The sequence below is a fragment of the Streptomyces sp. NPDC006610 genome (assembly GCF_040611575.1).
Classification (GTDB): domain Bacteria; phylum Actinomycetota; class Actinomycetes; order Streptomycetales; family Streptomycetaceae; genus Streptomyces.
In genome coordinates, this window is the sequence record NZ_JBEXOP010000010.1 from 176256 (window position 1) to 203177 (window position 26922).

The 26922-nt window shown below is 72.8% G+C and carries 20 protein-coding genes; 11 read left to right on the forward strand and 9 right to left on the reverse strand.

Features of this window, described 5'->3' with window-relative positions; translation table 11 throughout:
* The first annotated feature begins 37 nt into the window (after positions 1-37).
* The 3 genes from ABZY13_RS11165 to ABZY13_RS11175 are packed head-to-tail and all read left to right on the forward strand — an operon-like array spanning position 38 to position 3629.
* Positions 38-871, forward strand: coding sequence for a sugar ABC transporter permease (locus ABZY13_RS11165; protein WP_356629138.1), 834 nt, complete (start codon positions 38-40; stop codon positions 869-871).
* Positions 871-1764 (forward strand): carbohydrate ABC transporter permease, encoded by an 894-nt coding sequence (locus ABZY13_RS11170; RefSeq protein ID WP_356629140.1) that lies wholly within the window; start codon positions 871-873, stop codon positions 1762-1764. The genes ABZY13_RS11165 and ABZY13_RS11170 overlap by 1 nt, the downstream gene beginning before the upstream one ends.
* 47 nt (positions 1765-1811) lie before the next feature.
* Complete coding sequence (locus ABZY13_RS11175) at positions 1812-3629, forward strand: CocE/NonD family hydrolase (protein ID WP_356629142.1); 1818 nt, start codon at positions 1812-1814, stop codon at positions 3627-3629.
* Between the two features lie 24 nt (positions 3630-3653).
* Here ABZY13_RS11175 and ABZY13_RS11180 read toward each other — a convergent pair whose 3' ends face one another.
* Positions 3654-4712: a LacI family DNA-binding transcriptional regulator gene (locus ABZY13_RS11180; protein ID WP_356629144.1), complete on the reverse strand. Its 1059-nt coding sequence runs from the start codon at positions 4710-4712 to the stop codon at positions 3654-3656.
* Positions 4713-4835: 123 nt separating this feature from the next.
* Entirely contained in the window at positions 4836-6365 is a 1530-nt protein-coding gene (locus ABZY13_RS11185) for a glycoside hydrolase family 43 protein (protein ID WP_356629146.1), read from the reverse strand.
* 676 nt (positions 6366-7041) lie between these two features.
* On the opposite strand from ABZY13_RS11185, the gene ABZY13_RS11190 reads away from it, so the two are divergent.
* Positions 7042-7257, forward strand: coding sequence for an MbtH family protein (locus tag ABZY13_RS11190; RefSeq protein ID WP_356629148.1), 216 nt, complete (start codon positions 7042-7044; stop codon positions 7255-7257).
* Between the two features lie 986 nt (positions 7258-8243).
* Here the strand turns inward: ABZY13_RS11190 and ABZY13_RS11195 are convergent.
* Complete coding sequence (locus ABZY13_RS11195) at positions 8244-9764, reverse strand: MFS transporter (protein WP_356629150.1); 1521 nt, start codon at positions 9762-9764, stop codon at positions 8244-8246.
* A 45-nt stretch (positions 9765-9809) separates the two neighbouring features.
* On the opposite strand from ABZY13_RS11195, the gene ABZY13_RS11200 reads away from it, so the two are divergent.
* Positions 9810-10766, forward strand: a complete 957-nt coding sequence (locus ABZY13_RS11200) for a helix-turn-helix transcriptional regulator (RefSeq protein ID WP_356629152.1) — start codon at positions 9810-9812, stop codon at positions 10764-10766.
* A 23-nt stretch (positions 10767-10789) separates the two neighbouring features.
* Here ABZY13_RS11200 and ABZY13_RS11205 read toward each other — a convergent pair whose 3' ends face one another.
* The 4 genes from ABZY13_RS11205 to ABZY13_RS11220 all read right to left on the reverse strand — a co-directional run bounded on the left by ABZY13_RS11205 (position 10790) and on the right by ABZY13_RS11220 (position 16916).
* Positions 10790-11449, reverse strand: a complete 660-nt coding sequence (locus ABZY13_RS11205) for a ScbR family autoregulator-binding transcription factor (protein WP_356629154.1) — start codon at positions 11447-11449, stop codon at positions 10790-10792.
* 159 nt (positions 11450-11608) lie between these two features.
* Complete coding sequence (locus ABZY13_RS11210; RefSeq protein ID WP_356629156.1) at positions 11609-12373, reverse strand: SDR family oxidoreductase; 765 nt, start codon at positions 12371-12373, stop codon at positions 11609-11611.
* Positions 12370-15867: a carboxylic acid reductase gene (car, locus tag ABZY13_RS11215; protein ID WP_356629158.1), complete on the reverse strand. Its 3498-nt coding sequence runs from the start codon at positions 15865-15867 to the stop codon at positions 12370-12372. Before car ends, ABZY13_RS11210 begins: the two co-directional genes overlap by 4 nt.
* A 140-nt stretch (positions 15868-16007) precedes the next feature.
* Positions 16008-16916 (reverse strand): zinc-binding dehydrogenase, encoded by a 909-nt coding sequence (locus ABZY13_RS11220; RefSeq protein WP_356629160.1) that lies wholly within the window; start codon positions 16914-16916, stop codon positions 16008-16010.
* Between the two features lie 218 nt (positions 16917-17134).
* Here ABZY13_RS11220 and ABZY13_RS11225 point away from each other — a divergent pair, with 218 nt between their 5' ends.
* Complete coding sequence (locus ABZY13_RS11225; RefSeq protein ID WP_356629162.1) at positions 17135-17881, forward strand: ScbR family autoregulator-binding transcription factor; 747 nt, start codon at positions 17135-17137, stop codon at positions 17879-17881.
* Here ABZY13_RS11225 and ABZY13_RS11230 read toward each other — a convergent pair.
* Positions 17851-18666 carry an aminotransferase class IV family protein gene (locus tag ABZY13_RS11230; protein ID WP_356629164.1) on the reverse strand — a complete coding sequence of 272 codons (816 nt, stop codon included), beginning with the start codon at positions 18664-18666 and terminating at the stop codon, positions 17851-17853. The two genes, ABZY13_RS11225 and ABZY13_RS11230, sit on opposite strands and share 31 nt — an antisense overlap.
* A gap of 196 nt (positions 18667-18862) precedes the next feature.
* The gene (locus tag ABZY13_RS11235; RefSeq protein ID WP_356629166.1) at positions 18863-19750 is read right to left on the reverse strand and encodes a ScbA/BarX family gamma-butyrolactone biosynthesis protein; all 888 of its coding nucleotides are present in this window, start codon (positions 19748-19750) and stop codon (positions 18863-18865) included.
* A 268-nt stretch (positions 19751-20018) separates the two neighbouring features.
* On the opposite strand from ABZY13_RS11235, the gene ABZY13_RS11240 reads away from it, so the two are divergent.
* The 5 genes from ABZY13_RS11240 to ABZY13_RS11260 all read left to right on the forward strand — a co-directional run bounded on the left by ABZY13_RS11240 (position 20019) and on the right by ABZY13_RS11260 (position 26742).
* Positions 20019-21161, forward strand: coding sequence for a transposase (locus tag ABZY13_RS11240; protein ID WP_356629168.1), 1143 nt, complete (start codon positions 20019-20021; stop codon positions 21159-21161).
* A gap of 169 nt (positions 21162-21330) precedes the next feature.
* Positions 21331-22545 carry a transposase gene (locus ABZY13_RS11245; protein ID WP_356629170.1) on the forward strand — a complete coding sequence of 405 codons (1215 nt, stop codon included), beginning with the start codon at positions 21331-21333 and terminating at the stop codon, positions 22543-22545.
* 369 nt (positions 22546-22914) lie between these two features.
* A complete protein-coding gene (locus ABZY13_RS11250; protein WP_356629172.1) occupies positions 22915-24117 on the forward strand; it encodes a 3-deoxy-7-phosphoheptulonate synthase in 1203 nt (400 codons plus the stop codon).
* 52 nt (positions 24118-24169) lie between these two features.
* Positions 24170-24829, forward strand: a complete 660-nt coding sequence (locus ABZY13_RS11255) for an isochorismatase family protein (RefSeq protein WP_356629174.1) — start codon at positions 24170-24172, stop codon at positions 24827-24829.
* Positions 24826-26742 carry an anthranilate synthase family protein gene (locus tag ABZY13_RS11260; RefSeq protein ID WP_356629176.1) on the forward strand — a complete coding sequence of 639 codons (1917 nt, stop codon included), beginning with the start codon at positions 24826-24828 and terminating at the stop codon, positions 26740-26742. The genes ABZY13_RS11255 and ABZY13_RS11260 overlap by 4 nt, the downstream gene beginning before the upstream one ends.
* Positions 26743-26922: the final 180 nt, after the last annotated feature.

Consider the following 26922-nt stretch of genomic DNA (forward strand, 5'->3'; position numbering starts at 1 on the left):
CCTGTCCGCACCGGCGGTCGTCACGTTCCTGGCGTTCGTGATCTTCCCGGTCGCGCTCGCCGCCTACTACGGCTTCTACCGGTGGAAAGGCTACGGAGAGCCCACCGACTGGGTCGGTCTGAACAACTACGAGCTGATCCTCACCGACCCCGCGTTCCACGACGTGCTGTGGCACAACGGCCTGATCCTGGTGCTTTCGCTGCTCGTCCAGGGGCCGCTGGCGATCGTCCTGGCGCTCCTGCTCAACCAGAGGATCCGCGGCCGCTCGGCCATCCGCGTCCTGATCTTCGTGCCCTACATCATCTCCGAGATCATCGTCGGCACCGGCTGGAGCCTGGTGCTCCAGAGCAACGGCGCCGTCAACGACCTGCTGCACCGGATCGGCCTGGGCTCCCTGCAGGCCGACTGGATCGCCGACCCGGACCTGGCCATCTGGACGCTGCTGGCCATCATCACGTGGAAGTACATCGGCTTCGCGGTGATCCTGATGCTCGCCGGCCTGCAATCGATCCCCGACGAGATCTTCGAGGCCGCGCAGATCGACGGCGCCTCCTACTGGCAGATCCAGCGCCGCATCACGCTGCCGCTGCTGGCGCCGACGATCCGCATCTGGGCCTTCCTGTCGATCATCGGCTCGCTGCAGTTGTTCGACCTCGTCTACATCATCTGGGGCCAGTACGTCTCGGGCACCGCGGGCACCTCGACCATGGCGATCTACATGCTCGCCCAGGGCCGCAACGCCGGCAATTACGGCTACGGCAGCGCCGTCGCGGTCGTGATGTTCGTGATCTCCCTCGTCGTCGCACTGATCTACCAGCGTTTCGTCCTGCGCCGCGACCTCCGGGGCGCCGTCACGGAAGGGACCGTGTGATGAGCGCGTCGACCTCCGCCTCCCGAGTGTCCCCCGCGCCGGCGCCGAAGGCGCCCACCGGCCGCCGCGTCGGGCCGCAGAAGTGGGGCAGCCCTGTCACCTACTTCGTCGCGCTGCTGTTCGTCGGCGTCTGCGTCGCACCGGTGCTCTACATCGTCCTCGGCGGATTCCGCACCAACGCGCAGATCACCACGGACCCGGCCGCCCTGCCGAGCCCCTGGGTGACCGGCAACTACACCGGCATCCTGAAGTCGACGGTGTTCTGGGGGCAGTTCGCCAACTCCCTCATCGTCGCGATCGCCAGCACCGTCGGCATCGTCGCCCTCGGTCTGATGGTGAGCTTCGCGATCGCACGCTACGACTTCAGGCTCAAGGGCGCGTTGTACTCCCTGTTCGCCGCGGGCCTGATGTTCCCGATGGTCATCGCGATCACTCCGCTGTACCTGGTCATCAAGGACCTCGGCCTCGTCGACAACCTGCTCGGCGTGATCGTCCCGCAGATCGCCTTCGGCCTGCCGACGACCGTCATCATCCTCGTGCCGTTCCTCAGAGCCATCCCGCACGAGATCGAGGAGGCCGCCGCCATCGACGGCATGAGCCGGCTCGGATTCTTCTTCCGCATGGCGGTCCCGCTGTCGCTGCCCGGTGTGGTCACCGTCGGCATCCTCGGGTTCGTCGGCAGCTGGAACAACTACCTCCTGCCCCTGTACGTCCTCAACTCGCAGGCGAACCACACCCTGCCGCTCGGCGTCCAGGTGTTCTCCTCGCAGTACTCCACGGACACCGCGAAGGTGCTCGCCTTCACCTCACTCGCCATGCTGCCCGCGCTGGTCTTCTTCTCGGTCTTCGAGAAGCGCATCGTCGGCGGCCTCACCGGCGCGGTGAAGGGGTGACGCCGGTGCCGGGCCCCGGACCGGACCGCCCCGCGCCCGCCCCTGCCGTGCCTTTCGGCAGGGGCGGGCCGCCGACCGACGGCGCCACCCGGCCCGCCTCGTCCTCGCGCCGTTCCCCGGAGGCGACCGCCGCACCGGCGGACCCGGTCGCCGAGCGCCGAGAGGTGACCTGCGCGCTGCGCGACGGAACACGGCTTCGGACCGTCCTGCTGGTTCCCCACGGGACCGGGCCGTGGCCGGCCCTGCTGACCCGCCATCCCTATGACGTGGCCCGGGAGGAGCACGACGGGATGCTGGACGTCGGGCGCCTCGTCGCCGCCGGTTACCTCGTCGCGCTGCAGGACGTACGGGGCCGCTTCGGCTCCGAAGGCGTCTTCGACCCTTGCGCGCAGGAGGTCGCCGACGGCGCCGACGCCGTGGCCTGGCTCGCGGCACGCCCGGAGTGCACCGGCGCCGTCGGCATGTGGGGCGCGTCCTACGCCTCGGACACCCAGTTCGCCGCCCTTCTCGGCGGCGCCCCGGCGCTGCGGGCGATCGCTCCCGCCATGACGCCGGCGATGTCGGCGCTCGACGGTTTCCGGTTCCGCGGCGGGGTGCCGGAGATCGGGAGCACCCTCGCGTGGACGCACTACGCGATCGCCCCGGACATGATCGCCCGCATCGGCTCCGCCCGCGAACGGGAGGCCGAGCGGAGGCGGTGGGAAGCGACCGAACGCGCGATCACGACCCTCGACGCGTTCCGGGCCGCGGACCCGTCCGCGGGGCGGGACGCGGAGGCGATCGTCCGCTGGGGTCTCGGCCTGTTGCGGGAGCCGCTCGGGTCGGCGCGTCACCGCGCGGGGAAGATCGTCGACCGGATCGACGCCATCGACGTCCCGGTCTTCCTGATCGGCGGGTGGTTCGACGTCTTCCTCGGATCGACCCTGGAGGTCCACCGGCGGCTGCGGCGCCGCGCGAAGGACGCCGGCGGGCCGGTGCCCCGTCTTCTGGTCGGCCCCTGGACGCACGACGACATGTCGGGCCGGACGGTCGGTGTGGACTTCGGGCCGGGCGCGTCCGCCGACGATCTCGGCGGCGACGGAGACCTCACCGCGCAGCACGTTCGGTGGTTCGACGCCGTACTGGGCACGGGCGCGACGGACATGCCGCCGGTGCGCGTGTTCCTGATGGGCTCGAACCGGTGGATCGAACTGGAGGAGTTCCCGCCGCGGGACACGCGGACGCTGGAGCTGTACCTGAACGCCGGGGGAACGCTCGCGACCGAGCCGGCCGGGAGCGCCGAACGACGGCTGCCGAGCGATCCGGCGTCCCCGGTGCCGACCCGGGGCGGTGCGGTCCTGCTCTTCGGGACGTTCGGGGCGGGTCCCGCCGACCAGGCGGCGATCGAGGCGCGGCAGGACGTGGTCTCGTGGCGCACCGAGCCGCTCGCCGGGGAACTCACGGTGATGGGCGCGGTCCACGCCGTCGTCCACCTCGTGACCACGGGAACGGACGCGGACGTGGTCGTGCGGCTGTGCGACGAGCACCCGGACGGCGTCAGCCGCGTCGTCACCGACGGCGTACAGCGGGGGTCGGCGCGGTCCGTCGACCCGGTCACCGGCCTGGGCGACAGACGGCCGGTCGAGCCGGGCCGGGATCAGGAGTTCGTCGTGGACCTCTGGTCGACGGCGCACACGTTCCTGCCGGGCCACCGGGTGCGCGTCGACATCGCACCGAGCTCGTCCCCCCGCTGGGACGTCGGACGCAACGCCTTCCAGCCGGCCGGGGCGAGCACGCCACCGACCGCGGCCGAACACACGATCCTTCAGGGCGCTGCCCGTCCGAGCCGCCTGGTCCTCCAGGTGGTGCCGACCGCACCGCGATGAGACCGGCGGACACGCCCGCCCGCGTCAGCGGCGCGGCGCGGCGGTCGCCGGGGCGGGTCCGGTGGAGGCGCGGACGACCAGTTCGGTGGCCAGCTTCATGCGGGCGGGGGGTCGGGCGCCGCCGTCCTCGCCCCTGGAGAGCTCGACCAGCAGCTTGACCGCCGCGGCGCCCAACTCGGTGCTGGGCTGTCGGACGGTCGTCAGCCCGGGGGTGATGTACTGCGCCTCGGGCAGGTCGTCGAAGCCGACGACACTGATGTCCTCGGGTACCCGCAGGCCCCTTGCGCTCAAGGCGTCGTAGACGCCCAGTGCCATGGAGTCCGCGCAGGCGAAGATCCCCGTGATCCCGGGGTCGCCGTCGAGCAGGGCGTGGGTGGCGGTCACCGCCTTGGCGCGGTTCCAGCCGCCGTGGGCCACCGACACCGTGGCACCGCCGGCGGTCGCCGTGTCGGCAGCCGCCCGGAAACCGTCGACGCGGGCCCGGCTGAAGAGATGGCGGGCATGGCCGGCGACCACCCCCATCCGCGCATGGCCGAGGGACAGCAGGTGCTCGGCGGCCATACGGCCGCCTTCCCAGTTCGCCACGCCGATGCTCGCCACGCCTGACGGCGGTGTGGTCATGGGGTCGATCAGCACCACGGGGACGCCCGCGGCGAAAAGCGCGCCGAACTGCGCCGAGGCAGGGTCGACCAGCGTCCCGATCACGCCGAGGGTGCGCCTTCTCAGCACCCTCGACACCCAGTCGCTGTGCGGATCGGCGAGCGTCAGGACGACGTCGAGTCCCGCTGCCGCCGCTTCCCGCCCGACCCCCGCTGTCAGCAGGTTCGCCCATGACCCCTCGAAGTGGGTCACCACGAGGTCGAGCACGCTGGACCAGCCGTTCTCGTCCCGCACGCCCTCGCTCTTGGACCCGGCCCGGCGGGTGTAGCCGACGGCCTGCACGGCTTCCATGACCCTCGCGCGCGTCTCCGCCGAGACGTCGGTTCCGCCTCGCAGCACCTTGGACACGGTGGGCACGCTCGTACCGGCGGTCTTGGCCACCAGGGACAGGGTGGGGCGCGATCCGGCTGGTCGGGGCGGCATGGGGGAAAGGTTAGCCCAACCGGGGCGGAGGCCTTCCGCGAGCCGGGCAGGCGGATCGAGCGGGGTGCGGGCCGGCCGCGGACGGATGCCCTCGGGGTGCGGCGCCCGCCCGCGCCCCGTGTCTCACACGGACGGCGCCGGGGCCGGGGCGTACTCGAACCGGTCGAAGGCGACCGTGCCCTCGGTGGCGTACATGCCGATCACCCGGCCGGTGAAGCCGCAGGCGACCTCGGTGGACAGGTAGCGCCCGTCCAGTTCGGCGAGCGGCCGGGCGTCCGGGGCGTCGGGATCGCCGAGCCAGAAGGCGATGGTGTCGGGGCCCGTGGTGCCGCCGTCGGTGAGTTCGGGCGACGCGGGGACCAGCCCTGACGTCCGGATGGTCACGGTGAGGGGGAGCGGCCCGGCCGGAACCGGCAGGCGGGCCAGGGTCTGGCGCAGCGGTCCGATCCGGGCGACGACGCCGACCTCCCCGTCCCCGGCCTCGACCTCGTAGTGGTGGGCCTCGTCGAGGCGCACGCAGAGACCGCCGCGTCCCGTCCCCGGGTCGATCACGGCGGTGACGCGGCAGTCGTGGTGCTGCTGGCGGCGGCCGACGAAGGTGTACCCGGGGCGGTCCAGGGTGGGGCCGGTGGCGTTGAGGACCAGCCATCCGGGGCGGTCGGTGAGCGACCAGGAACCCTCCGGGCGGGCGAACGGCGAGATCCAGTGCGGCGCGAGAGCGGGACCCTCGAAGTCGTCGCGGGCGGGCGGGGCCGGAACGGGATGCCAGGCGCCGCCCGGGGCCGCGTGGCTGTCGGGAACGGGCCCGACGACGGGCCAGCCGTCCTCGTCCCACTCCACGGGGGTCAGGAACGTCTCGCGGCCGAGCACGTGCACGTCGGGCGTGAAGCCGCGGGGGCGGACGCCGAGCAGCACCATCCACCAGCTGCCGTCGGGGGCCTGCACCAGGTCGGCGTGACCGGTGTTCTGGATGGAGCGGGCGGTACCGCTGTGGGACAGCAGGGGGTTGGCGGGCGCGCCCTCCCAGGGGCCGCGCGGGGAGCGGCTGCGGGCCACGGACACGCTGTGGCCGCGTTCCGTGCCGCCCTCCGCGATCAGCAGGTACCACCAGTCGCCGATGCGGTAGAGGTGCGGCGCCTCGGGGTACTTGAGACCGCTGCCCGACCACGTGGCGAAAGGTCCCTCCAGCACCGCGCCCCCGACCGGGTCGATCCTGGCCATGTTGATGCCCCCGTCGGGGCCGGAGAAGGCGCACCAGCAGGTGCCGTCCTCCTCCCACGCCAGGTCGGGGTCGATCCCGGACAGGTCGATCCAGACCGGGTCGCTCCACGGACCCTCGGGCCGCTCCGCCGAGACGACGAAGTTGCCGCCGCCGTCGACATTGGTGTTGATGACCCAGAAGCGGCCGTCGTGGTGGCGGATCGTGGGGGCGTAGAGGCCTCCGGACGCCTTGGCCCCGGGGACGGGCAGCGGCAGTTGCCCCGGCCGGTCGAGCACGTTGCCGATCTGCTCCCAGTGCACGAGGTCCTTGCTGTGGAAGAGCGGAAGCCCGGGGAAGTACTCGAAACTGGAGCACACCAGGTAGTAGTCGTCACCGACCCGGCACACGCTCGGATCGGGGTGGAACCCGCTGATCACAGGGTTGCGGTACATGCGCACGAAAAACGTCTCCCCCTTGAGCGGCCGGGCACCGTGAAGCGAGTTCCAGGGCCGTCCCGTCAGGGTCCTGCCCGCAGTCCGCAGATTATATGCACAGCCAATCAGTCCTACGGGAGAGCTTAAGAACACTCGAACGAGTGCATTTACCTGGCCCATTCGGCCCCCACGGTCACGAATCGGCTACGGTAATCAACGAGCGGATACCGGAACCCGCCGACGAGAAATTCGACCCGGAATCGCGACCTCCGACATGCATACTTCCGTCCGTCCAGGTGTGCGCCGCTTCGGTGTCCGCGGTGCCCGAGGTCATTGTCCTCCCCGTCGTATCGCGCCCTCTTCGCGCTGCCGGTCGTATCGCGTCGCGTTTCCCGTCACGGCCGATCGTATTGCAGCGCTTTTTCCGCCCTTTCCCCCTGTCGCTTCACCCGTCGCGCTTATCGGGGTGACCGCGACCCACACAAGGGTGTTCTCATCACATGCCGTCTCTGCTGGGCGCCGCAGCCGGATCACGGATACCGCCCCGGCCGTACGTCGCCGGCCGCATCGGATCCCAGGAGATCCCACCCGGCACGACAGGATGACCCAGGCCGGCCCGGATCGGTCCGGTCCTGGCCACCAGGATCGCCGAGGTCTCCGGCGACGCCACCACCAACCAGGAGGACTGATTCCCATGACCAACCCCTTCGACGACCAGAACGGCGCCTTCCTCGTGCTCGTCAACGACGGCAACCAGCACTCGCTGTGGCCGCAGTTCGCGGATGTCCCCGCGGGCTGGACCGTCCTCCACGGCCCCGACGCCCACGCCGCGTGCCTGGAGTACATCGAGCGCAACTGGACCGACATGCGGCCCACGAGCCTCGCCGACGCCATGGACGCCCAGCGGTAGCGCGGCCGGCATGACCTCCACCGGCACCCCGGCGACCCCGCCGCGGCACCGCGCCCGCCCGCGGCCCGCCTGGACCCGTACCCGCTCCGACGCCCGCATGCGGCGCGAGAGCCCGGTCCGCGCAGCGACCAGGGCATCCGGCGCCTCACCCGGCACCCCGACGTCGAAGCGGCACTGGGCGAGCTGCGGCTGTCCAGCGACCGGGACCGGACGACCCGCGCGTACAGCGCGCTGGGCGGTGATCTGAAGGCCTCCGGCCGGCCCGACCCGGTGATGACCGGCACCGGCCCACCTCACACGCCCGGCCGCTCAGGCGGACGACCGGGCCTTCACCGCCCGGCGGGTCGAGGCGCTGTGCCAGGGCACCCAGCGGATCGTCGACGAGGCGGTCGTGGCCGGGCCGTCGATGGACCTGATCAGGGCGGTCGCCTCCCCGCTGCCGCTGTCCGCGAGCTGTTCGGCATCGCGCCGGGTACCCCCTGCGGGCGAAGGGCCGGTTCCGCCGCGTCGGCCGGCTCTGCGAGGACATCGACGAGCGCGGGGCGGCGATCGAGCAGTACCCGGCCGGGCCCGCGCGCCCTGCCGTCGGCGCTGGGCGCCGAACTCGGCTCGGCGCCGGCCCGTCACGCGGGTAGCCCGTCCGCCGCCGTCACAAGGCCACGAAACCGGTACCGTCCGCGCCACCACTTCAAGGCGGCGCCGTCCGGTTGCGTCAGCGCCCGCCGCCCCTCCCGGACTGCGTGCCGCCGACCGGGCTCCTTCGAGTGGCGCTCCTGCCCCGGACTCGCTTCTCCCTCGTGGCCCGGGAGGCGGAGGTGGTCACGGACGTGGCCGCGCGCCTCGCCCGAGCGTGCGGCGCGGACCGGGTCTGACGGCCGGGCCGAGCGCCCGAGTCCGTCCTGCGGACGGGCGCGCGGATCACCCGGACAGGAATTCTGTCCGGGTGATCGGGCCCGCCCGGGGCGAGCGGACGTCCTGACGGATCGTCAGGCAGCGCTCTGCGCCCGGTCCGGAGTGTCCTGGGGAGAGAGGTCGGGGTCCTTCGGCGTCGCCGGCTTGGGCAGCCAGCGCAGCGCGAGGACACCGAGCACCAGGTGCAGGAGGCTGGCTGCGATGGCGGCCGCGTGCAGGCCGGTGACGAAGGCGGACTCCGCGTCCTTCACGACCGAGGGCGCCAGGTCCGGAAGCTGGAGCGTCTCGTCGAGGGTGGGCGCGAGGTCGGGCCCCTGGACCCGGAAGATCAGTGCGGCGAGCGAGCCGAGCAGCGCGATGCCGAGGGCGTTGCCGATCTCGTTGCTGGTCTCGGCGATCGCGCCCGCCGAGCCGGCCCGCTCCGGGGGGACGGCGCCGACCGCGGTGTCCGCGACGACGGCGAAGGAGATGCCGTAGCCGACGCCGGCGACGACCGTCGAGGCGACGTACCAGCCGACCCCGCCGGTGGTCATGGTCGGGAGCAGGAGCAGCAGCCCGGTCGCGATGGAGAAGTGACACAGGATCAGGGCGGTCCGCTTGCCGATGCGGTCGACCACCATCGGGGTGACGATGCAGGTGGTGGTGAGCACCACGGCGCCGGGCAGGGCGAGGAACGCGGCGTGCAGGACCGACAGTTCGAGGACGGACTGGAGGTAGACGCCCGACAGATAGGCCGACGCCGACCACGCGGCCAACGGCAGCAGACCGGTGATGATGGCGACCGTGAAGACGCGGTCGCGGAAGAGCGAGAAGTCCATCAACGGGTGCTCCAGGCTCCGCTGCCGCAGGCCGAACCACGTCAGCAGCGCTGCTCCCGCCAGTGCCGCGACGACGGGGACGGCGGAGACGCCTTCGGCCGCCGCGTGCTTGAGGCCGTAGATCGTCAAAAGGAGGCCGAGCGCGGAGGTGGCGACGCTGAGCACGTCGACGCGCCCCGGCCTGGTCGCGCGCACCTCGCCGAGCAGAACCGGCGCGAAGATCAGGAAGAGGGCGATGACGGGAAGGTTGACCAGGAAGACCGAGCCCCACCAGAACCGCTCCAGCAGGAGGCCGCCGACGATGGGTCCGATGGCGAACCCGGCGGCGAACGCCGCGGCGAAGATGCCGATGGCCTGGGCGCGCCGGCGCGGGTCGCCGAACAGCTCGCTCAGCACGGCCAGCGCGGAGGGCAGGAGCGTCGATCCCGCCACGCCCATGAGGGCGCGGGCGGCGATGAGCAACTCCGGGGAGGGGGCGAACGCCGCCAGCGCGGATCCGATGCCGAAGACCGTCGCGCCGATCATGAGCAGTTTCAGGCGGCCGTACCGGTCGCCGATGCTGCCGAACGCGATGAGGAGGGAGCCGACGGCGAAGCCGTAGATGTCCAGGATCCACAGGGCCTGGTCGGCGGTCGGAGTGAGCGCCTGGCTGAGCCGGGGCATGGCCAGGAACAGGATCGATCCGTCCATGGCCACCAGGAGCACGGGCCCGAGGATCACCAGCAGTCCGAGCCAGGCCCGTCGTCCGGGCGGATTGTGCGTGTGCTGTTCAGACATGCCTTCACGGTCCGGCACGGCCCGCGGGTCAGCCATCCCCATGCGATGGGTACACCCAGCAGGTATACCCACCGGGGTGCGAGGGCGGCCTACCCTCATGTCGTGGAGAACCTTGGAACGTTCTTGAAGAGTCGCCGTGACCGGGTCAAGCCCGCCGAGATCGGTCTGCGTACGTACGGGAGCGCCCGCCGGGTCCCGGGACTGCGGCGCGAGGAACTCGCACAGCTCGCGGGAGTGAGCGCGGGGTACTACACACGCCTGGAGCAGGGGCAGGTGGAAACGGCCTCGGAGCAGGTTCTCAACGCCCTCGCCCGGGTGTTGCAACTCGACGAGATCGAGCGCGTCCACCTGCACAACCTCGCCCGCCAGCCCGCCAATCCCGGACTCTCCGAACCGGGCCAGGAGTCGCCCCATCCACGCGTGCTCACGCTCCTGGAGTCCCTCGACGAGGCGACACCGGCGATCGTGCTGGGCCGGCGCGGGGACGTGCTCGCGTGGAACCGCACCGGTCACGCGCTCGTCGCCGAGCACGTCGACTTCGACGCGGTGCGGGAGCCGGCGCGCCGTCCCTCGATCCCCCGGATGTTCTTCCTCGACCCGCTCACCCGCGACCTGTACCGCAACTGGGACGAGCTGGCCCATGTGCACGTCGCCTATCTCCGGCTCACCGCGGGCCGGTTCCCCACCGACGCGCGCCTTGCGGGACTGATCGGGGAACTCACCATGCGCAGCGACGACTTCGCGATGATGTGGGCGGCCGGGGAGGTCGCCGACTGCACCGTCGGCACCATGCAGCTGCAGCATCCCACCGTCGGCGCCGCGAGCGTCACCTACCAGGTCTGGCTCCAGCCGGACAGCCCCGACCACCGGCTCGAGATCTACACCCCGAACGACGCGAGTTCCGCCGACGCCCTGCGGATCCTGACGCACCAGGAGCGCACGGACACCGAGAAGGAGCACCAGGCGAAGCGCTGCCGGCCGGCCGAGGACGTCGCCCCCTGACGGTGCGCCGGCGGCGGTCCGGGTCAGGGGTGGTACACGCGGCCGGCGTCCGCGTCCGTGGCCGTACCGAGCAGCCGTTCCGCGCGGTACGGGGAGGTGTCCAGCTTGGCGAGGACGCCGGTGCTGGCGACGTTGGGCAGGATCAGCTGGTAGAGCCGGGCGATCTCCTCGGACAGGTCGAGCCCTTCCGGCAGCGCCTCCGTCACCAGTTGCACCCCGGTCCAGGCGCCCACGGTCAGCCGGGCGATCTCGCTGGGGACGGCGTGCGGCAGCAGTTCGCCGCGTTCCTTGGCCTCGACGAGCAGGTTTTCGCCCAGGCGGATCCAGTCCGGCCAGCGCGTGCCGAACAGGCCGCGCGCCCGTGGGTCGACGGACAGCTGGACGGCGGCGCGCAGCATCGGTTCCCGGGGCAGCCGGTGGGCGAGCACGAGGCCGAGGTCGACCCATTCCTGGAGCTTGTGCGTCTGGGGCGCGATGCCCTCGCGGGTCACCGCCCGCGCGAGCACGCCGTGCGCCATCGCCTCCTTGGTGGGGAAGTGGAAGTACAGGGCTCCGCGGGTCAGCCCCGTGCGCTCGATGAGCGCCGCGATGGTGGCCGCCTCGTAGCCGACCTCGATGAACAGGCTCGCCATGGCCTCGAGAATGGCCTCACGCGTGCGGATCGCACGCTCCTGCCGCGCCATTCGGCCACCCCCCGGACTCCCACGTCCCGCCGGGACGCTGAACTGTGCTTCGTATTTCAGCCATGAAATACCGTATGTTCGGTATGTTACCAAGCTCGGCGGGCGGCACGCGGAGCCGGGACGGGGGCTGCCCCGGCTCCGCGTCCCGGGCGACGGGGGTCACTGGTTGACGAAGCCGCCGTCCACGGGCAGCACGGTCCCGGTCAGGAACGGGCAGCGGTCGCTCAGCAGCCAGGCGGCGGCGGCCGCGACCTCCTCCGGCGCGGCCGTACGGCCCTGCGGCGTCATCGCGTTGACCGTCCGCTCCAGGCCCGGGTTGCGGCGGAACCAGTCCTCGGTGATCTCGCTGCGCGTGGTGCCCGGCGCGACCGCGTTGACCCGGACGCCGTGCTGGGCGTACTCGTCCGCGGCGGCCCTGGTCAGGCCGATCACCGCGTGCTTGGCCGCGATGTAGGGCGCGGCGGCGGGTATCGCCACCAGCCCGCCGACGCTGCTGTTGTTGACGATCGCGCCGCCTCCGTGCCGGAGCATGGCGGCGATCTCGGGACGCAGACAGTTCCAGACGCCGCGGACGTTGACGTCCATGACGGTGTCGTAGACGTCGTCGGTCATCAGGTGCAGGGGGGTGCGGTCGCCGCCGACGCCGGCGTTGTTGAACGCCCCGTCCAGCCGCCCGTATTCGGACTCGGCGAACCGCACGGCGCGCACCGCGTCCTCGGCGTCGGTGACGTCGCAGACCACGTACGCCGCCTCGACGCCCTTGGCGCGCAACCGCTCGGTCAGGTCCGCGAGGCGGTCCGCCCGGCGCGCGGCGAGCACCACCGTCGCCCCCTCCTGGCCGAACACCCCGGCCGCGGCGGCGCCTATGCCGCTGCTCGCTCCGGTGATCAGGACGACTTTCCCGGTGAGGAGATCTCTGTTCATGCCCGCGTGCCTACCACAGGGGGCATCAGGGCCTTGAGGTCCCTGGCGTACTTCTCGACAAGGCCGCGGGTGAGGCCCGGGATGTCCCGGTACCCGTCGACGGCGCCGGACCGGACCGCCTCGCGGAACCGTTCGGACGGGACGGCGGAGCCGGGCACCGGCTCCTCGGGCTCCTTGAAGCCGTGCAGGATGGGCAGCGCCGCGTACTGCCGCCGGTCCTCGGGCAGCGCGCGCATCGCCGCCTCGAACCGCACGTACCAGTCGGCGTGGTCGTCGATCCGTTCGATGCGGTGGCCCGCTTCCACCAGCCAGTCGACGAAGGTGTCCAGGGACACTCCGTCGTCGTTCGGGTTCACCAGGCTGTACGTCCGGTACGCGGCGGAGGCCGCGGCGCCGCCCAGGGCCACCACGGCCGCGGCGGTGAAGTCGACGGGCAGACCGTCGTAGTGGGCCCGCGCTCCGTCCGCGCGGTAGAAGGTGCGCGGCGCGACGCCGGTGGCGAGGACGCTGAACAGCAGGCGGCTGAACATGTCGGGGACGTTCAGCTGGCCGCCGTACCTGCTGTGCGCGAGGATCATGTTCGAGCGGAAGACGGTGACCGGCAGTCCGCACAGGTCGTGCGCCTCCCGCAGCAGCACTTCGCCGGCCCACTTGCTGGTCGCGTATCCCCCGGCGTAGCCGCCGTCCGCCTGCAGCACCGGCATCGCCGTGCGGACGTCGGAGTCCTCGTCGAGGGCCGGGCGGTCCGGGTGGGCGTGGGCGACCGCGACGCTGGAGATGTAGGTGAACGGCTTGATCCGGCCGGTCAGGGCGAGCCGGACCAGTTCGGCGGTGCCGACGACGTTGGCCTCGAACAGGTGCGGGTAGGGCAGCACGTGGTTCACCAGCGCGCCGGCGTGCACGATCAGGTCGGCCTCGCCGGCCAGCCGGTTCCAGGTCTCCTCGTCCAGGCCGAGGCGCGGCTCGGCCATGTCGCCCGCCACCACCTCCAGATGGCCCGCGGCCAGTGCCTCGTACCTGCGCACCAGTTCCGGGTCGCCGCTGTCGAAGGCGGCGTCCAGCCGTCGCCGGGCCGCGGCGGCGTCCTTGCCGCGGACCAGCGCGATCAGCCGCCCGCCCGCCGGGGCCAGTCGCTCCAGCCACTCCAGGGCGAGGAAGCGGCCCAGGTAGCCGCTGGCGCCGGTGAGCAGCACGGTGCGCGGCTCCCCCTCGGACCGGGGCAGTTCCCGTGCCCGGGCGAGGGTGCGTGCGTCGATGAACCTGTCGAGGGCGAGGTCCTTGGCGTGCACCTCGGTGGCGCCCTCGCCGTGCACCGAGGCGAAGGTGGGCCGCTCCTGGGCCGTCCCGCGGCGGGCCTCGATGTGCTCGGCCAGGTGCCCGAGGTCGTAGGCGGGGCTGATGACCACGTCGACCGGAACCCGTACGCCGAAGGTGTCCTGGAGCAGGTCGGAGAACTGCACCGCGGACAGCGAGTCCCCGCCCAGGTCCCGGAAGTGGGCCTGCGGGGACACCTCGGCCGTCGATCCGGCCAGCAGTGCCCGGGCGGCCCGCTGCACCGTGTCCAGGACCGGCCGGCCTGCCCCCTCCCGGCGGATCTCGGCCAGTTCCTCGCTCTCGCGGGCAGCGGTGTCGGCGTAGAGCTGTTCGAGACGCCCGCCGTAACGTTCCACCAGCTTGGGCCACAGCAGCTTGCGGTGGTCCGAGAGCAGGCCGTTGGCCTGACTGAACGGCTCCGTCTCGATCAGGACGTCGCGCGGGATCTCGTACGAGTTGAGCCCGACCTCCTTGGCGAGCTCCTGGAAGGAGCGGCTCAGCCGCCGCTTCAGCGCCTGCTCGTCCCCGCCGGTCTCGCGCAGCGCGTCGGGGGTGGGGACGACCACGGCGAGCAGGTACGACCGCTCGCTGTTGCCGTACACGAAGATCTGCCGGACCAGCGGGCTCGCCGCGAAGACCGCCTCCAGCCGGGAGGTGGCGACGAATTCTCCCTGGGAGAGCTTCAGTACGTTCTTGCGCCGGTCCACGATCGCGATCCGGTCGGGTCCCAGCTCCGCGACGATGTCGCCGGTCCGGTAGTAGCCGTCCTCGTCCAGCAGTTGTGCCGACAGCTCCGGCTGCTTGTAGTAGCCGGGGATGATCGCGTCGCTCTTGAGCAGGAGTTCGCCGCGCGGGTGGGGCGAGTCGGTGCCGAAGTAGCCGAGTTCCGGCACGTCGGCCAGCTTGTAGTCGACGACCGGCGGGCGCAGCAGCACCCCGTCGACGGAGACGCCGGCGGCCTCGGTGGAGCCGTAGACGTTGTGCAGCTCCAGGCCCAGCAGGGACTCGGTGAACGCGGTCAGTTCCGCGGACAGCGGCGCCGAACTGTTGCTGGCCCAGGTGACCCGGCCGCCGAGGACGTTGTCCCGGATGTCCGCCCGCACCTCGGCCTCGGCCGTCTCCCGGTCGGCGCCGGCGGCGGTGCGCCGGTCGACCTCGCTGAGGAACCGCTGGTGGAGCATCTCGCACACCCGGGGCACCAGCGACAGCTCCGTGGGCCGCGCCAGCGCGATGTCCTCGAAGAACGTCGACAGATCGCTGCTGGCGGTGAAGTAGCTGGTGCCGCCGCGCACCATGGTGGCCTTCAGCGAGGAGTGGCCCGCCACATGGCTCATCGGCATGTAGTGGAAGGTGACCGCGTAGGTCTCGTCGAACAGTTTGGACCAGGCGCCGCCCCACATCGCGGCGGCCAGCCGCTCGGTATACATGGCGCCCTTGGGCGTGCCGGTACTGCCGGAGGTGTAGATCAGCATCGCCAACGGGTCCTCGCCGTCGGCGGCCGTGAACAGCGGGGCCTCGGGCAGGGCGGCGCCCCGCTCGACGACGTCCCTCAGGGTGTCCACGACGACGGCGGGCCGGGTGCGGGCCAGTCGCTCGCGGGCCGCGGCCAGCGCCTCCCGGTGGTCGTCGGCCTCGGGGTGGTGGTCGAAGACGACCAGGCGCCGCACCGAGTCGCTCTCGCGTATCAGATCGACCGCGGCGTCCAGCCGCTCGGCGGACGCGGCCACGGTGAACGGCTCGGTCTCCGCGACGATCGACCGCAGCTGCGCGGGTGCGGCGCTGGTCTGCAACGGGACGGTGACGGCGCCGAGGTGGATGCAGGCCAGGTCGATCGTCGCGTAGTCGCGGCTGGTGAAGCCGAGCAGCGCCACCCGCTCGCCGGCGTTCAGCGGACGGTCCGGATGGTGGTGCCAGTCGCTCGCCACCGCGCGGACGCGGACCCACAGCTCGCGGTAGCTGGTCGTCTCGTAGCGGGGCAGCAGCCGGATCGCGACCCGGCCCGTCTCGGCGTCCCGGGCGTACTCCTTCACACGTTCGCCGATGGCGGGCCGGTCCGCGTGGCGCTCCATGACGGATGCCATCACTTGCGCAAGTCGCATTCTGGGTCTCCGCGTCGCATGAGTGGCCGACTTCAGGGGTGAGGAGTCGGGCGCCCGGCGGGTGCGCGCCGGTGCGTCCATGGGCGACACCGCGTGCCGAGGGGCCGTGGTGGGCTGCGGCCCCGCGCCGGTTCCGGCTCGTCACCCGATGCTAGGCACAGGCGGACGGGATCCCCGGGAATCGGTCGACGATCTGTCAGGTCCGGCGGCGGACCCCTGTGTCAGGGGCGCAGCACCACCTTTCCGGTGGTGCGCCGGGCGAGCAGGTCCTCGTGGGCGCGCCGGGCCTCGGTGAGCGGATACGGCTCGTGCACCACCGGCCTGAGCCTGCCCTCGGCGGTCAGCGCCAGCAGTTCCCTCAGCGGGCCGGTGAACGCGCCCTCGGCGGCCAGGGTCGGACGCAGCCAGAAGCCGACGACGGCGGCGTTCAGCCGGCCGAGGCGCGCGGGGTCGACGGGGGTGAAGCCGGCGCGGGCGGAGTTGCCGTAGCTGACCAGGCGGCCGCCCGGGGCGAGCGATTCCAGCGCGCTGTCGAAGAGTTCCCCGCCGACGGCGTCGAGGATCACGTCGGCCCGCTCCGGCAGGGGGTGGACGACGGCGGCGTCCGCGCCGAGGTCGAGGGCGAGCCGGCGCTTCTCCGGCGTGGAGGCCTGCGCCCAGACCCGGCCCGCGCCGAACTCCCGGGCCAGCTGCACGGCGAGGCTGCCCACGCCGCCCGCCGCCGAGTGCACGACGACGGTCTCGCCGGGCCGCAGCCGGGCCGCGGTCCGCAGCAGGTGCCAGGCGGTCAGGCCCTGCACGAGCAGCGCGAGGGCCGCTCCGGCGTCCAGGTCCTCGGGGATCTCCACCAGGGCGGACTTCTTGGCGACCGCCTGCTCGGCGTAGCCGTGGGACACCCGCGCCAGCACTCGCCGGCCGTCCTCGGCGCGGCCCACGACCTCGCTGCCGGGGATGTGGGGCAACTGGTCGGCGGCCAGGTAGGAACCGTCGGTCTGATGGGTGTCGGCGAAGTTCACGCCGGCCGCCTCGACGTCGATCAGCACCTCGTCCGGGCCCGGCCGGGGGGCGGGAGCGTCGACGACGGTGAGCACTTCGGGACCGCCGAAGCGGTCGAACCGTATGGCGATCATGGTGGGCACGATATCGCGCCAGTGTCGGTAACGGCCCGTATGTGCGCGTTGTCGACGTGGTAAGAGTGGACGGTACACGGGGACGTGCACCCGCGAATGCGCCGTGGTCGGACGCCCGGTATCGCCTGCGGCACGCCCGCGTGCGGGTCACTCCTCGTTCCCCCGCACCCGCTCCACCCGTCTTCCTGCTCCTCTCTTCTCCCGGAGTGCGAATCACCATGCAGGACCGTGCCGCGAAGACACGCCGTCAACTGATCCGATCCGCCGCCGAGCTCTTCAACCGCGGCGGCTTCGCCGGATCCTCCATCGGGCAGATATGCGCCCTCGCCCGGGCCAGCCACGGCGCGTTGCACTTCCATTTCGGGAACAAGCAGGCCCTCGGCGAGGCGGTCGAGTCCACGGCGGCGGAGATTCTGCTGTGCGTGACCGGGCAGGTCCCGGACCAGCACCCCGAACCGCTCCAACTGCTCGTCGACACCTCGCACACGCTCGCCGAACGGGTCGCCCGCGACCCGGTGCTCAGGGCCGGGTTCGGCCTGGCGCACGACGCGGCCTGGGAGAGCGCGGGGAGTCTGTGGCAGCACTGGCGGGACTGGGTGCACGGGCTGCTCCGGCTGGCCCGGCAGCAGGGCAGTCTGGCCCCGGGGGTCGACCTCGACGACGCGGTCTCGGCCGTCACGGCCGTGATGGCGGGGCTGGAAGGGCTGGGACGCGACCCCGGCCACGCCGGGGTCGCGCTGTCGGTGACGCCGTTCTGGCGGCTGGTACTGCCGCAGCTGGCCGCGGAGGCGGTGCGCGACGGGATCGACGCGGCCGGCCGGCCGGCCTCGGCGGCCGGCGAACCGCCGTCGGCGCACTGGCGGTCGACCGAGGGGGCGGCGCCGCACGAGTGCGCCGCGATGTCCGACGCCGAGCTGTGCCGCCTGCCCGGGGACTACAGGGAGATGAGCGGCTCCGCCTCGTAGGCCCGGTGCAGCAGTTCCACGAACGCCGGCGCCTCGGGCAGCGGCGCCGGGCCGATCCTGTGGACCGCGACCCCGGGCGTCCATGAGTTCATGACGGCGGCGCCCGCCAGCTCCGGAAGGTCGGCGGGCGTGACCTCGCGGACCCGCTGGGCGACGCCGAGGCGGTCCAGCTGTCTGCGGACGACGCCCATGGTGACCCCGTCGAGCATGTCGGCCGCCGGCCACACCACGCCGGTTCCGTCCCAGAAGGCCAGGTTCCAGATGGACCCCTCGCTCAGCCGGCCCCGGCGGTCGGTGAACGCCACGTCGTCGCAGCCCTGTCGCACCGCCTGCCGCAGGAAGTAGGTCTTGGCCGGTTCTCCGACGTGCTTGACCGAGGGCAGGAACCGCTCGTGCTCGACGACGCCCAGGGTGAGCGGCCCGGCGGGGCCCGAGGCGGGCGGCGCGGTGCGCACGAGCAGTTCGGGCTCCTCGTCGGGTGCGGCCACCGTGAACTCCCCGGACGGCAGGTAGACGGTCGCCGTCAGCGAGAGGTCGGCCGCGGCGTCGGCGACGGCGGCGCGCAGCCAGGAGAGCACCCGGTCGTCGGGCAGGGCGCGGCCGAACAGCTCCAGCGAGGCGTGGCGCAGCCGGGCGAGGTGCAGATCGAGGCCGCGCACCCGGCCGGCGCGCACCTGCATCGCGGTGAAGTGGGCGTATCCGGCGAAGGCGAGGGGCGCCAGGTCCGCCGCGCCGGCCTCGCGGTCGTTGCGCCGGGTGGTGGTCGTCGCATGGGTCGTCGTCACGCCGTGCCCAACGATCCGGGTGCCGGGCGGACACCCCTGGTCTCCGAGGGGGCGCGGCGCCGGTCCGGTGCCGCGCATCGGGTCCTCCGCGGGGGGGGCGCGACGACCGGTCGGCGCCGGGCGCCCCGGTCCTCCGCGGGGAGCGCGACGGCCGGTCGGCGCCGGGCCGGTCAGGCGCGGGGCGGTGAGCCGGCGGTCAGCCTCCGGTGCGGAAGTCGACGCGGAAGGCGGCCTCGCCCTCCTGCGTCCCGGTGACCCGGACCGAGCCCGGCTCCGGCAGCGGCTCGGCCTCGATGTGGCAGGGACGGTCGAATTCGACGTACCGCACATAGGTGGCCTCGATGCCGGTGGCCGCGAGGGCGGCCGGGGCGAGCAGGGCGCGCGCCGCCTGGTCGGCTGCCTCCAGCAGGGCCAGGCCCGGCACGTGGTCGACGGGGTGGTCGAAGATCAGGTGGTTGCTCGGGTCGTTGCGCAGCAGCCAGCGATGGGGGCGGTCCCCGGGGGACAGCATGACGTCCGCCGCGGACGGCCGGGCCACCAGCCGGGCGTCCACGGGCGCCGGCACGGCCCAGGCGCCCCAGTCGACATGGCGGCGGGCGCCCCGGAGACGGGCGTAGACCCGCTCGGAGATCCACGCGAACTCGGCCTCGGCACGGGCCAGTTCGCTCCCGTCGAGCGACACCTGGAAGGACATCCGCAGGGCCTTGGTCGTGCGTCGCCTGCCGCCGTTCTGCGCGACGGCGATCCGCACGTCCGGCGCGGACGCGCGGCCGCGGGGCGGGCGAAGGCCGGGGACGAGGGTGAAGGAGAGGAAGCTCAGCACGGTCTGGTGCGTGAGCGGGACGTCGTAGGCGGCGTGCGCGACGACCAGTCCCGTCTGCCGGACGGTCTGCGCGAGCAGCCGCGGGTCGTACGGCAGGTCGCCCTCCGCGGCGGGCCATCTGACGGAGAGTGAGAAGCGCCGGTCGCTCAGCCGCTGCCAGCCGGTGACGAGCAAGTTCTCCTCGCGCCGCAGGTGCGCGTAGGCCCCGAGGAGAGCGGGTGACAGGGCGGACGGGCGAGGGGTGGGTATGACGCCGAACAACGTTCCCCCTGAGTCGGATCGGTCAGGCCCTAATCAGTGCGCGGTTAAAGTACCGGATCTCCGTTCGGTTTTGGTCAGAGTATGGGCGAGCCCAAGAGCCGGTAAAGAGCGCAGACAGGCCGGGCGGCCGGAACGGACCGTGCGCCTCCGGAGGTTCGTCCGCGCACACCGCCGCTGGCGCAAACGTGCGGGTCGTTCTGCGCGGACGCCGTATAAACGAAACAGGACGACAGTCCTTTTTTGACGGGCGGACGTGCGGGGAGCGGTGATGCGGCAGCACCGGGACGCGGCGAGAGAGGGCTCCGGGGCGGAGGCCCTGGACGCCGAGTTCTGCCGGCGGTTGTTCGGCTCGCTGCACCGCAACGGGCAGCGGGCGAAGGCCGAGCAGTACGTCCGCGGGCTGCTGTCGGTGCCCGGGCGCAAGACGCTGCGGAGCATCGCGGCGCGATTCGGGGGAGCGTCGGCGCAGCAGAGCGTGCACCACTTCATCACCGCCTCGCCCTGGGAATGGACGCCCGTCCGGCACGCCCTGGCCCGTCAGGCGCAGCGGACCCTGGCCCCGGAGGCGTGGGTGATCGGCTCGACGCTGATCCCCAAGACCGGCCCGCACTCGGTCGGCGCGGACCCGCAGCCGACCTCGCTGGGCACGGTCAACGGCCAGCAGGCGGTGGGGACATGGCTGGCCTCGGAGCGGTCGGCGGTGCCGGTCGACTGGCAGTTGCGGCTGTCCGCCCGCTGGACGGCCGGCCCCCTGCGGGACCGGGCGGGCGTCCCGGCGGACGCCGCGTCGAGCACCGTCGAGGAGTGCGTGCGGCAGGCGGTGGCGGGGCTGCTGGCGATCGGGCGGATGGCTCCGCTGCCCGTGGTCGTGGACGTCGCGGAGGCGGACGGCGTGGCGGTCGCGCGGCATCTCGCGTCCACCGGGCGGCCGTTCGCGGTACGGGTGAGTCCGGCGGCGCCGGTGCGGATCGACCGGGCGGCGCTGCCCAGACACGGCGATCTCCAGCGCACCGCGGGCGAGCTGGCCGAGTCCCTCCCCCGTCTGCGTCGGCAGGTGGGGCACGGGAAGAGGCGCACGACGGCCGCGGCGATCCCGGTGGTCGCCTCGTCGGCGGGGCGGGACGCGATGACACTGGTGGCCGAGTGGCGCCCCGGCCGGCGGACCGACCGGCGGCTGTGGCTGACCGGCTTCGCGCCCTCCCGCCTCCCGGCCGCGCTGCGTCTGACCCGGCTGCCGGAGGTGGTCGAGCAGGATCTGGCGGAGATCTCGGACGAGGTCGGTCTGCGGGACTTCGCGGGACGGTCGTTCCCGGGCTGGCACCGGCACATCACGCTCGCCTCCATCGCCCACCTGATCGCCGCCTCCGCACGGCCCCGGGCCGCCGCACGGACCGACGGGCATCCGGAGTGACGCCTCCCACATTCACGGGACTACCGTCCGGTAATTTGACACTCTCACCCGGCCGGTGATGACTCAACTCCCCCCAAGCCCCTTACTCTCGGCCAGGGCATCACTCAGCGTTCCCGTTCGAGCTGACGGATGCACCACGGCACGGGTCGGTTCATCAGTGAGGAGATTCATGCTCAGCTATGACCTGCATCCCACGACCACGGCACGCGGCAGCTCTCCCCCGCCCTTCGCGTCCGGTTCGCACGACGCCGTCCTCACCGAGATCTCCTCCCTGCTCTTCGCCTCGCTGTCCCGCAGCGACCAGTGCAGAAAGGCCATGCAGTACTTACGGGGCCTGCTCGAGACGCCGGGGCGCAAGTCCATCCGCAACATCGCCGCGCTGCTCGGCGAGCAGGTGTCGGAGCAGAACCTGCACCACTTCATCTCGGCCTCCACCTGGGACTGGGTGCCCATCCGCCGGGCGCTCGCCCGTCACTGGCTCGGCGCCGTCCCGCCGCGGGCGTGGGTGGTGCAGCCGGTCATCATCCCCAAGACCGGACGCCATTCGGTCGGCGTGGACAAGCACTTCTTCCCGACCCTGGGGCAGGTCCTGAACGCCCAGCGCACCATCGGGGTGTGGGCCGCCTCGGACACGGTCAGCGCCCCGGTCAACTGGCGCCTCCATCTGCCGCAGGCGTGGCTCAAGGACGACCTCCGGCGCAGTCAGGTGGCGATCCCGGACGGGGTGCCGGCGGAGACGCTGAGCGAATGCGTCGTCCGGGCCTGTCTGGAGGCGGTGACGCAGTGGGGCCTGCCGGTGCGGCCGTTCGTGCTCGACTCGTGCGAGGTGCACGCCGTGCCCATCTTCGAGAAGCTGCACGCCGCGGGAATGCCGCTGCTGGTCAGCGTGTGCGAGGACCATCCGCTCACCGTCGTGGATCCCGCGCTGCCCGCCGCCGGACGGGGACCGCTGACCGCCGAGCAGATCATGATCATGGTCAGGGACCTGCGGCGGCCCGTCGTCACCGCGGACCACGTGCCGGGTGCGGCGCCGAGGACCCACTGGGCCGCGACCGTGCGGGTGGCCGGCCCGTCCCTGTCCGGTCCGGCTCCGGGCCAGGGCGAGGTGGTGCTCCTCGGGGTCGGCGACGAGGGCGGGCGCTGGCCCGCGAAGCTCTGGCTGACGAATCTGGCCACCACCCCGCCGGCGTCCCTGGTGCGACTGAGCAGGCTGGCCGAGCGGGTCGAGCAGGACTTCACCGAGATCGCCGACCGGGTGGGCATCCGGGACTTCTCCGGGCGCTCCTTCGGCGGCTGGCACCGTCACACGACCCTGGCGTCGGCCGCGCACGCGGTCGTCGCGCTCGCCCGCACCTCTGCGGAGCAGCCGGCGGTCCGGGTCTGACGGCCGCTCCCCGCCACTGCCCGCCGCGGCCGGTGGGCGGACGGTTCCCCACCGTCCGCCCACCGGCCGCCGCCGTGTGCGCGCACGCCGCGCGAAGCCGGGCAGGTTGCGCAGTCCGACGGGCGCGAGGCACGGCGACGACGCCCGTGCGTCGGCGCGCCGACTTGACATATCGCCGGTCACTTGACGGATGGCGCGTCACCTGACGGAGTACCGCGCACCTTGTTGGTGGCCGCCCGCCATCCGTCGCACGATTCCCTGCGTCGCGGGGCCTCGCTCCCCGCCCTTCCTCGTCGCTCCTCGCCCTCCGGCCCGTTCCCTTCCTCGCTTCCCGCATCGCCGTACGTCTTGTCGCGATTGGAGAAACCAGTGGACGACGCTCTGCTCGACCTTCGACACGGACAGGCGTTGCAACAGCCACCGTGGGACGACGAGGGGCAGGTGCTGCGCGTGCGGAAGGAACTCGCCGCCCTGCCCGCGCTCGTCGACGCGGCGGACGTGAAGACCCTGCGCTCGATGCTGGCGCGGGTGGCCGCGGGCCAGGCGCACGTGGTGCAGGCCGGCGACTGCGCGGAGGATCCCGCCGAGTGCACGCCGGGCCATGTGGCCCGCAAGGCGGGCCTGCTGAACATGCTCGCCGGGCAACTGGAGATGGACACCTGCCTGCCGGTGGTGCGCGTCGGCCGGATGGCCGGCCAGTTCGGCAAGCCCCGCTCCCGCCCCACCGAGCGGGTCGGCGACCTCGAACTGCCGGTCTACCGCGGCCACATGGTCAACAGTCCGGAGCCCGACCCCGTGCTGCGGCGCCCCGACCCGCAGCGGCTGCTGTCCGGTTACCGGGCCGCCCACGCCGTCATGGGCTGTCTGGGCTGGCTCGGGGGCGCAGGCCCGGCCCGCATCGGCGCCCCCGTCTGGACCAGCCACGAGGCGCTGCTCCTCGACTACGAGGTCCCGATGCTGCGCCGGCAGCCGGACGGAGAGCTGCTGCTCGCCTCCACCCACTGGCCGTGGATAGGCGAGCGGACCCGGCAGCTCGACGGCGCCCATGTGGCCCTGCTCGCCGAGGTCGTCAATCCGGTGGCCTGCAAGGTCGGTCCCCGGATGACGGAGGAGGAACTGCTCGCCCTGTGCGAACGCCTCGACCCGCGGCGGGAGGAGGGCAGGCTGACCCTCATCGCCCGGATGGGCGCCGGAACCGTCGCCGAGCGGCTGCCCGCGCTGGCGGCGGCGGTCCGCGCGGCCGGGCACCCGGTGATCTGGCTGACCGACCCGATGCACGGCAACACCGTCACCACCCCGGACGGGCTGAAGTCCCGCTTCCTGGAGACGGTCGCGCGAGAGATCGACGAGTTCCAGCACGCGGTGAGCGCCGCGGGCGGGGTCGCGGGCGGACTGCACCTGGAGACCACCCCCGACGACGTCACCGAGTGCGTACGCGACGCATCCGAGGTCGGCCTCGTCGGCACCCGGTACACGAGCTTCTGCGACCCGCGGCTCAACCCCGGCCAGGCCCTCTCCGTGGCCTCGTCCTGGTGGCTCACCGGCCGCCGGACCCGGTCGGCCGCGGCGTGACCGTCCCCCCTGGCCGCCACCCCCACCGAGACAACCATCCGAGAGGACAGTCATGGCGGGCATACCCCCCATCGAGCCGTATCCGCTGCCGTCGGCGGACGACCTGCCCGGCAACACCGCCGGGTGGTCCGCGGACCCGGACCGCGCGGTGCTGCTCGTCCACGACATGCAGCGCTACTTCCTGCGCCCGTTCCCCGCGGCGCTGCGCGAGCCGCTGGTGCGCAACGCCGCCCGGCTGCGCGAACAGGCCGTGCTGACGGGCATGCCGGTGGCGTACACGGCGCAGCCCGGCGGCATGACCGACGAGCAGCGCGGTCTGCTGAAGGACTTCTGGGGGCCCGGCATGCGCGTGGACCCCGCCGACCGCGAGGTCGTCGAGCCGCTCGCGCCGGGGCCGGACGACCAGGTCTTCACCAAGTGGCGCTACAGCGCGTTCTTCCGCTCGGGCCTGCTGGAGTGGATGCGCGCCCACGGCCGCGACCAGCTGGTGCTGTGCGGCGTGTACGCGCACGTCGGAGTGCTGATGACCGCGGTCGACGCCTTCACCCACGACATCCGGCCGTTCCTCGTCGCCGACGCGGTCGCGGACTTCTCGGCCGGGGACCACCGGCTGGCCGTCGAGTACGCCGCCCGGCGCTGCGCCGTCGTCACCACCACGGACGCCGTCCTCGGCCGGCTCGACGCCGCCCGCACGGCCGGAGCGCGCGCATGACCGCGACCGGCCCGGTCCTCGACCGGATCCTGACGGAACGGCCCGGCCCCTTCGCCCTGTTGCACCGCCCGGAGGCCGGCGGGCCGGACACCGTGGACGTCCTGCTCGGCACGGTCTCGACGCCGCGGACCCTGGCGGACCTGCCCCTGCCCGAACGGGCCGCACCGGCCGGCGCCCCGCGCCACGAGCTGCTGACGCTGATCCCCTACCGGCAGATCACCGAGCGCGGCTTCGCCGGACCGGACGACGGCGAACCGCTGATCGCGATGACCGTCACCGACCAGGCGGTGCTCTCCCTCGACGAGGTCCTGCGCCGGCTGCCGGACGTGCCGATCACGCTCACCGGCGGCCACTTCGACGTCGGCGACGACGACTACGCGGAGACGGTCCGCCGGGTCATCAAGGAGGAGATCGGCACCGGCGAGGGCGCCAACTTCGTCATCAAGCGTTCGTTCGTCGCCGACATCACCGACTACTCCCCGCACAGCGCGCTGTCGTTCTTCCGCCGGCTGCTGCGCGGCGAGTCGGGCGCCTACTGGACGTTCGTCGTCCACACCGGCGACCGGACCTTCGTCGGCGCGACCCCCGAGCGGCACGTCAGCCTCTCCGGCGGCACCGCCGTGATGAATCCCATCAGCGGCACCTACCGCTACCCGCCGACCGGGCCCGCCCTGCCCGGGGTGCTGGAGTTCCTCGCCGACGGCAAGGAGGCCGACGAGCTGTACATGGTCGTCGACGAGGAGCTGAAGATGATGGCCCGGATCTGTGAGTCCGGCGGCCGGGTGGCGGGCCCGTACCTGAAGGAGATGGCCCGCCTCGCGCACACCGAGTACTTCATCGAGGGCCGCACCGGCCTCGACCCGCGCGCCATACTGCGCGAGGCGATGTTCGCCCCGACGGTCACCGGAAGCCCGCTGGAGAGCGCCTGCCGGGTGGTCGAACGGTACGAGCCCGAAGGCCGCGGCTACTACAGCGGCGTGGTGGCCCTCATCGGCCGCGACGCCGCGGGCGGCCGGGCGATGGACTCGGCCATCCTCATCCGCACCGCCGACATCGACCACGCCGGCCGCGTGCGGATCGGCGTCGGCGCCACCCTCGTCCGTCACTCCGACCCGGACTCCGAGGTCGCCGAGACCCGCGCGAAGGCGGCCGGGCTGCTCGCGGCGCTCCGGGCGGACGGCCCGGCGGACGGTCGGGGACCCGGCGCGCACGCCGTGCGCTTCGGCGACCACCCGGACGTACGGGCCGCCCTGGCCCGGCGCAACACCACGCTCGCCGGGTTCTGGCTGGCCGGTGGCGGACGACCGGAGCGGTCCGTGCCGGACCTGGCCGGCCGTCGGGTGCTGGTGGTGGACGCCGAGGACACCTTCACCTCGATGATCGACCACCAGCTCCGCTCCCTGGGCCTGACCGTGACGGTCCGCCGCTTCGACGAGCCGTACGCCTTCGACGGCCACGACCTGGTCGTCATGGGCCCCGGCCCCGGCGATCCGCGCGAGGCCACGCATCCCAAGATCGCCCACCTGCGGTCGGCGGTGGACACCCTGCTCGCCGAGCGGCGGCCGTTCCTCGCGGTCTGCCTCAGCCACCAGGTGCTCAGCATGCGGCTCGGCTTCCCGCTGGTCCGCCGCGAGACGCCGAACCAGGGCGTGCAACAGGAGATCGACTTCTTCGGCGCCCGCGAACGGGTCGGCTTCTACAACACGTTCGCCGCGCGCAGCACCGAGGACGTGGCCGAGTGCGAGGGCGTGGGCCTCGTCGAGGTCAGCCGCGCCCCGGACACCGGTGAGGTGCACGCGCTGCGCGGCCCCCACTTCGCCTCGATGCAGTTCCACGCCGAGTCGGTGCTCACCGAGGACGGCGTACGCCTCGTCGGCACCCTGATGGCCGAGGTCCTGGGCGTCCGGCTGTGACCGCGGGGGCGGCAGACGGACGCCCCCGGGGACGCCCCGGTCCGGGCACGACGACTCGGCTGTTTTCCGACTTCGTTGCGAGCAGTGAGGAGCACCGTTGAGCAGGTTGCGCTGGCTGACCGCGGGGGAGTCCCACGGTCCCGCACTCGTCGCGACGCTGGAGGGCCTTCCGGCAGGTGT

Excerpts from the sequence above, each read along its gene's own strand:
- car (WP_356629158.1), bottom strand. The coding sequence starts at position 15,867 with ATGGACGCACCGGCGCGCACCCGCCGGGCGCCCGACTCCTCACCCCTG.
- ABZY13_RS11220 (WP_356629160.1), bottom strand. The coding sequence starts at position 16,916 with ATGATCGCCATACGGTTCGACCGCTTCGGCGGTCCCGAAGTGCTCACC.
- ABZY13_RS11170 (WP_356629140.1), top strand. The coding sequence starts at position 871 with ATGAGCGCGTCGACCTCCGCCTCCCGAGTGTCCCCCGCGCCGGCGCCG.
- ABZY13_RS11180 (WP_356629144.1), bottom strand. The coding sequence starts at position 4,712 with ATGCCGCCCCGACCAGCCGGATCGCGCCCCACCCTGTCCCTGGTGGCC.
- ABZY13_RS11225 (WP_356629162.1), top strand. The coding sequence starts at position 17,135 with ATGCAGGACCGTGCCGCGAAGACACGCCGTCAACTGATCCGATCCGCC.
- ABZY13_RS11205 (WP_356629154.1), bottom strand. The coding sequence starts at position 11,449 with ATGGCGCGGCAGGAGCGTGCGATCCGCACGCGTGAGGCCATTCTCGAG.
- ABZY13_RS11255 (WP_356629174.1), top strand. The coding sequence starts at position 24,170 with ATGGCGGGCATACCCCCCATCGAGCCGTATCCGCTGCCGTCGGCGGAC.
- ABZY13_RS11190 (WP_356629148.1), top strand. The coding sequence starts at position 7,042 with ATGACCAACCCCTTCGACGACCAGAACGGCGCCTTCCTCGTGCTCGTC.
- ABZY13_RS11200 (WP_356629152.1), top strand. The coding sequence starts at position 9,810 with ATGGGTACACCCAGCAGGTATACCCACCGGGGTGCGAGGGCGGCCTAC.
- ABZY13_RS11240 (WP_356629168.1), top strand. The coding sequence starts at position 20,019 with ATGCGGCAGCACCGGGACGCGGCGAGAGAGGGCTCCGGGGCGGAGGCC.
- ABZY13_RS11195 (WP_356629150.1), bottom strand. The coding sequence starts at position 9,764 with ATGTCTGAACAGCACACGCACAATCCGCCCGGACGACGGGCCTGGCTC.
- ABZY13_RS11245 (WP_356629170.1), top strand. The coding sequence starts at position 21,331 with ATGCTCAGCTATGACCTGCATCCCACGACCACGGCACGCGGCAGCTCT.
- ABZY13_RS11260 (WP_356629176.1), top strand. The coding sequence starts at position 24,826 with ATGACCGCGACCGGCCCGGTCCTCGACCGGATCCTGACGGAACGGCCC.
- ABZY13_RS11185 (WP_356629146.1), bottom strand. The coding sequence starts at position 6,365 with ATGTACCGCAACCCTGTGATCAGCGGGTTCCACCCCGATCCGAGCGTG.
- ABZY13_RS11210 (WP_356629156.1), bottom strand. The coding sequence starts at position 12,373 with ATGAACAGAGATCTCCTCACCGGGAAAGTCGTCCTGATCACCGGAGCG.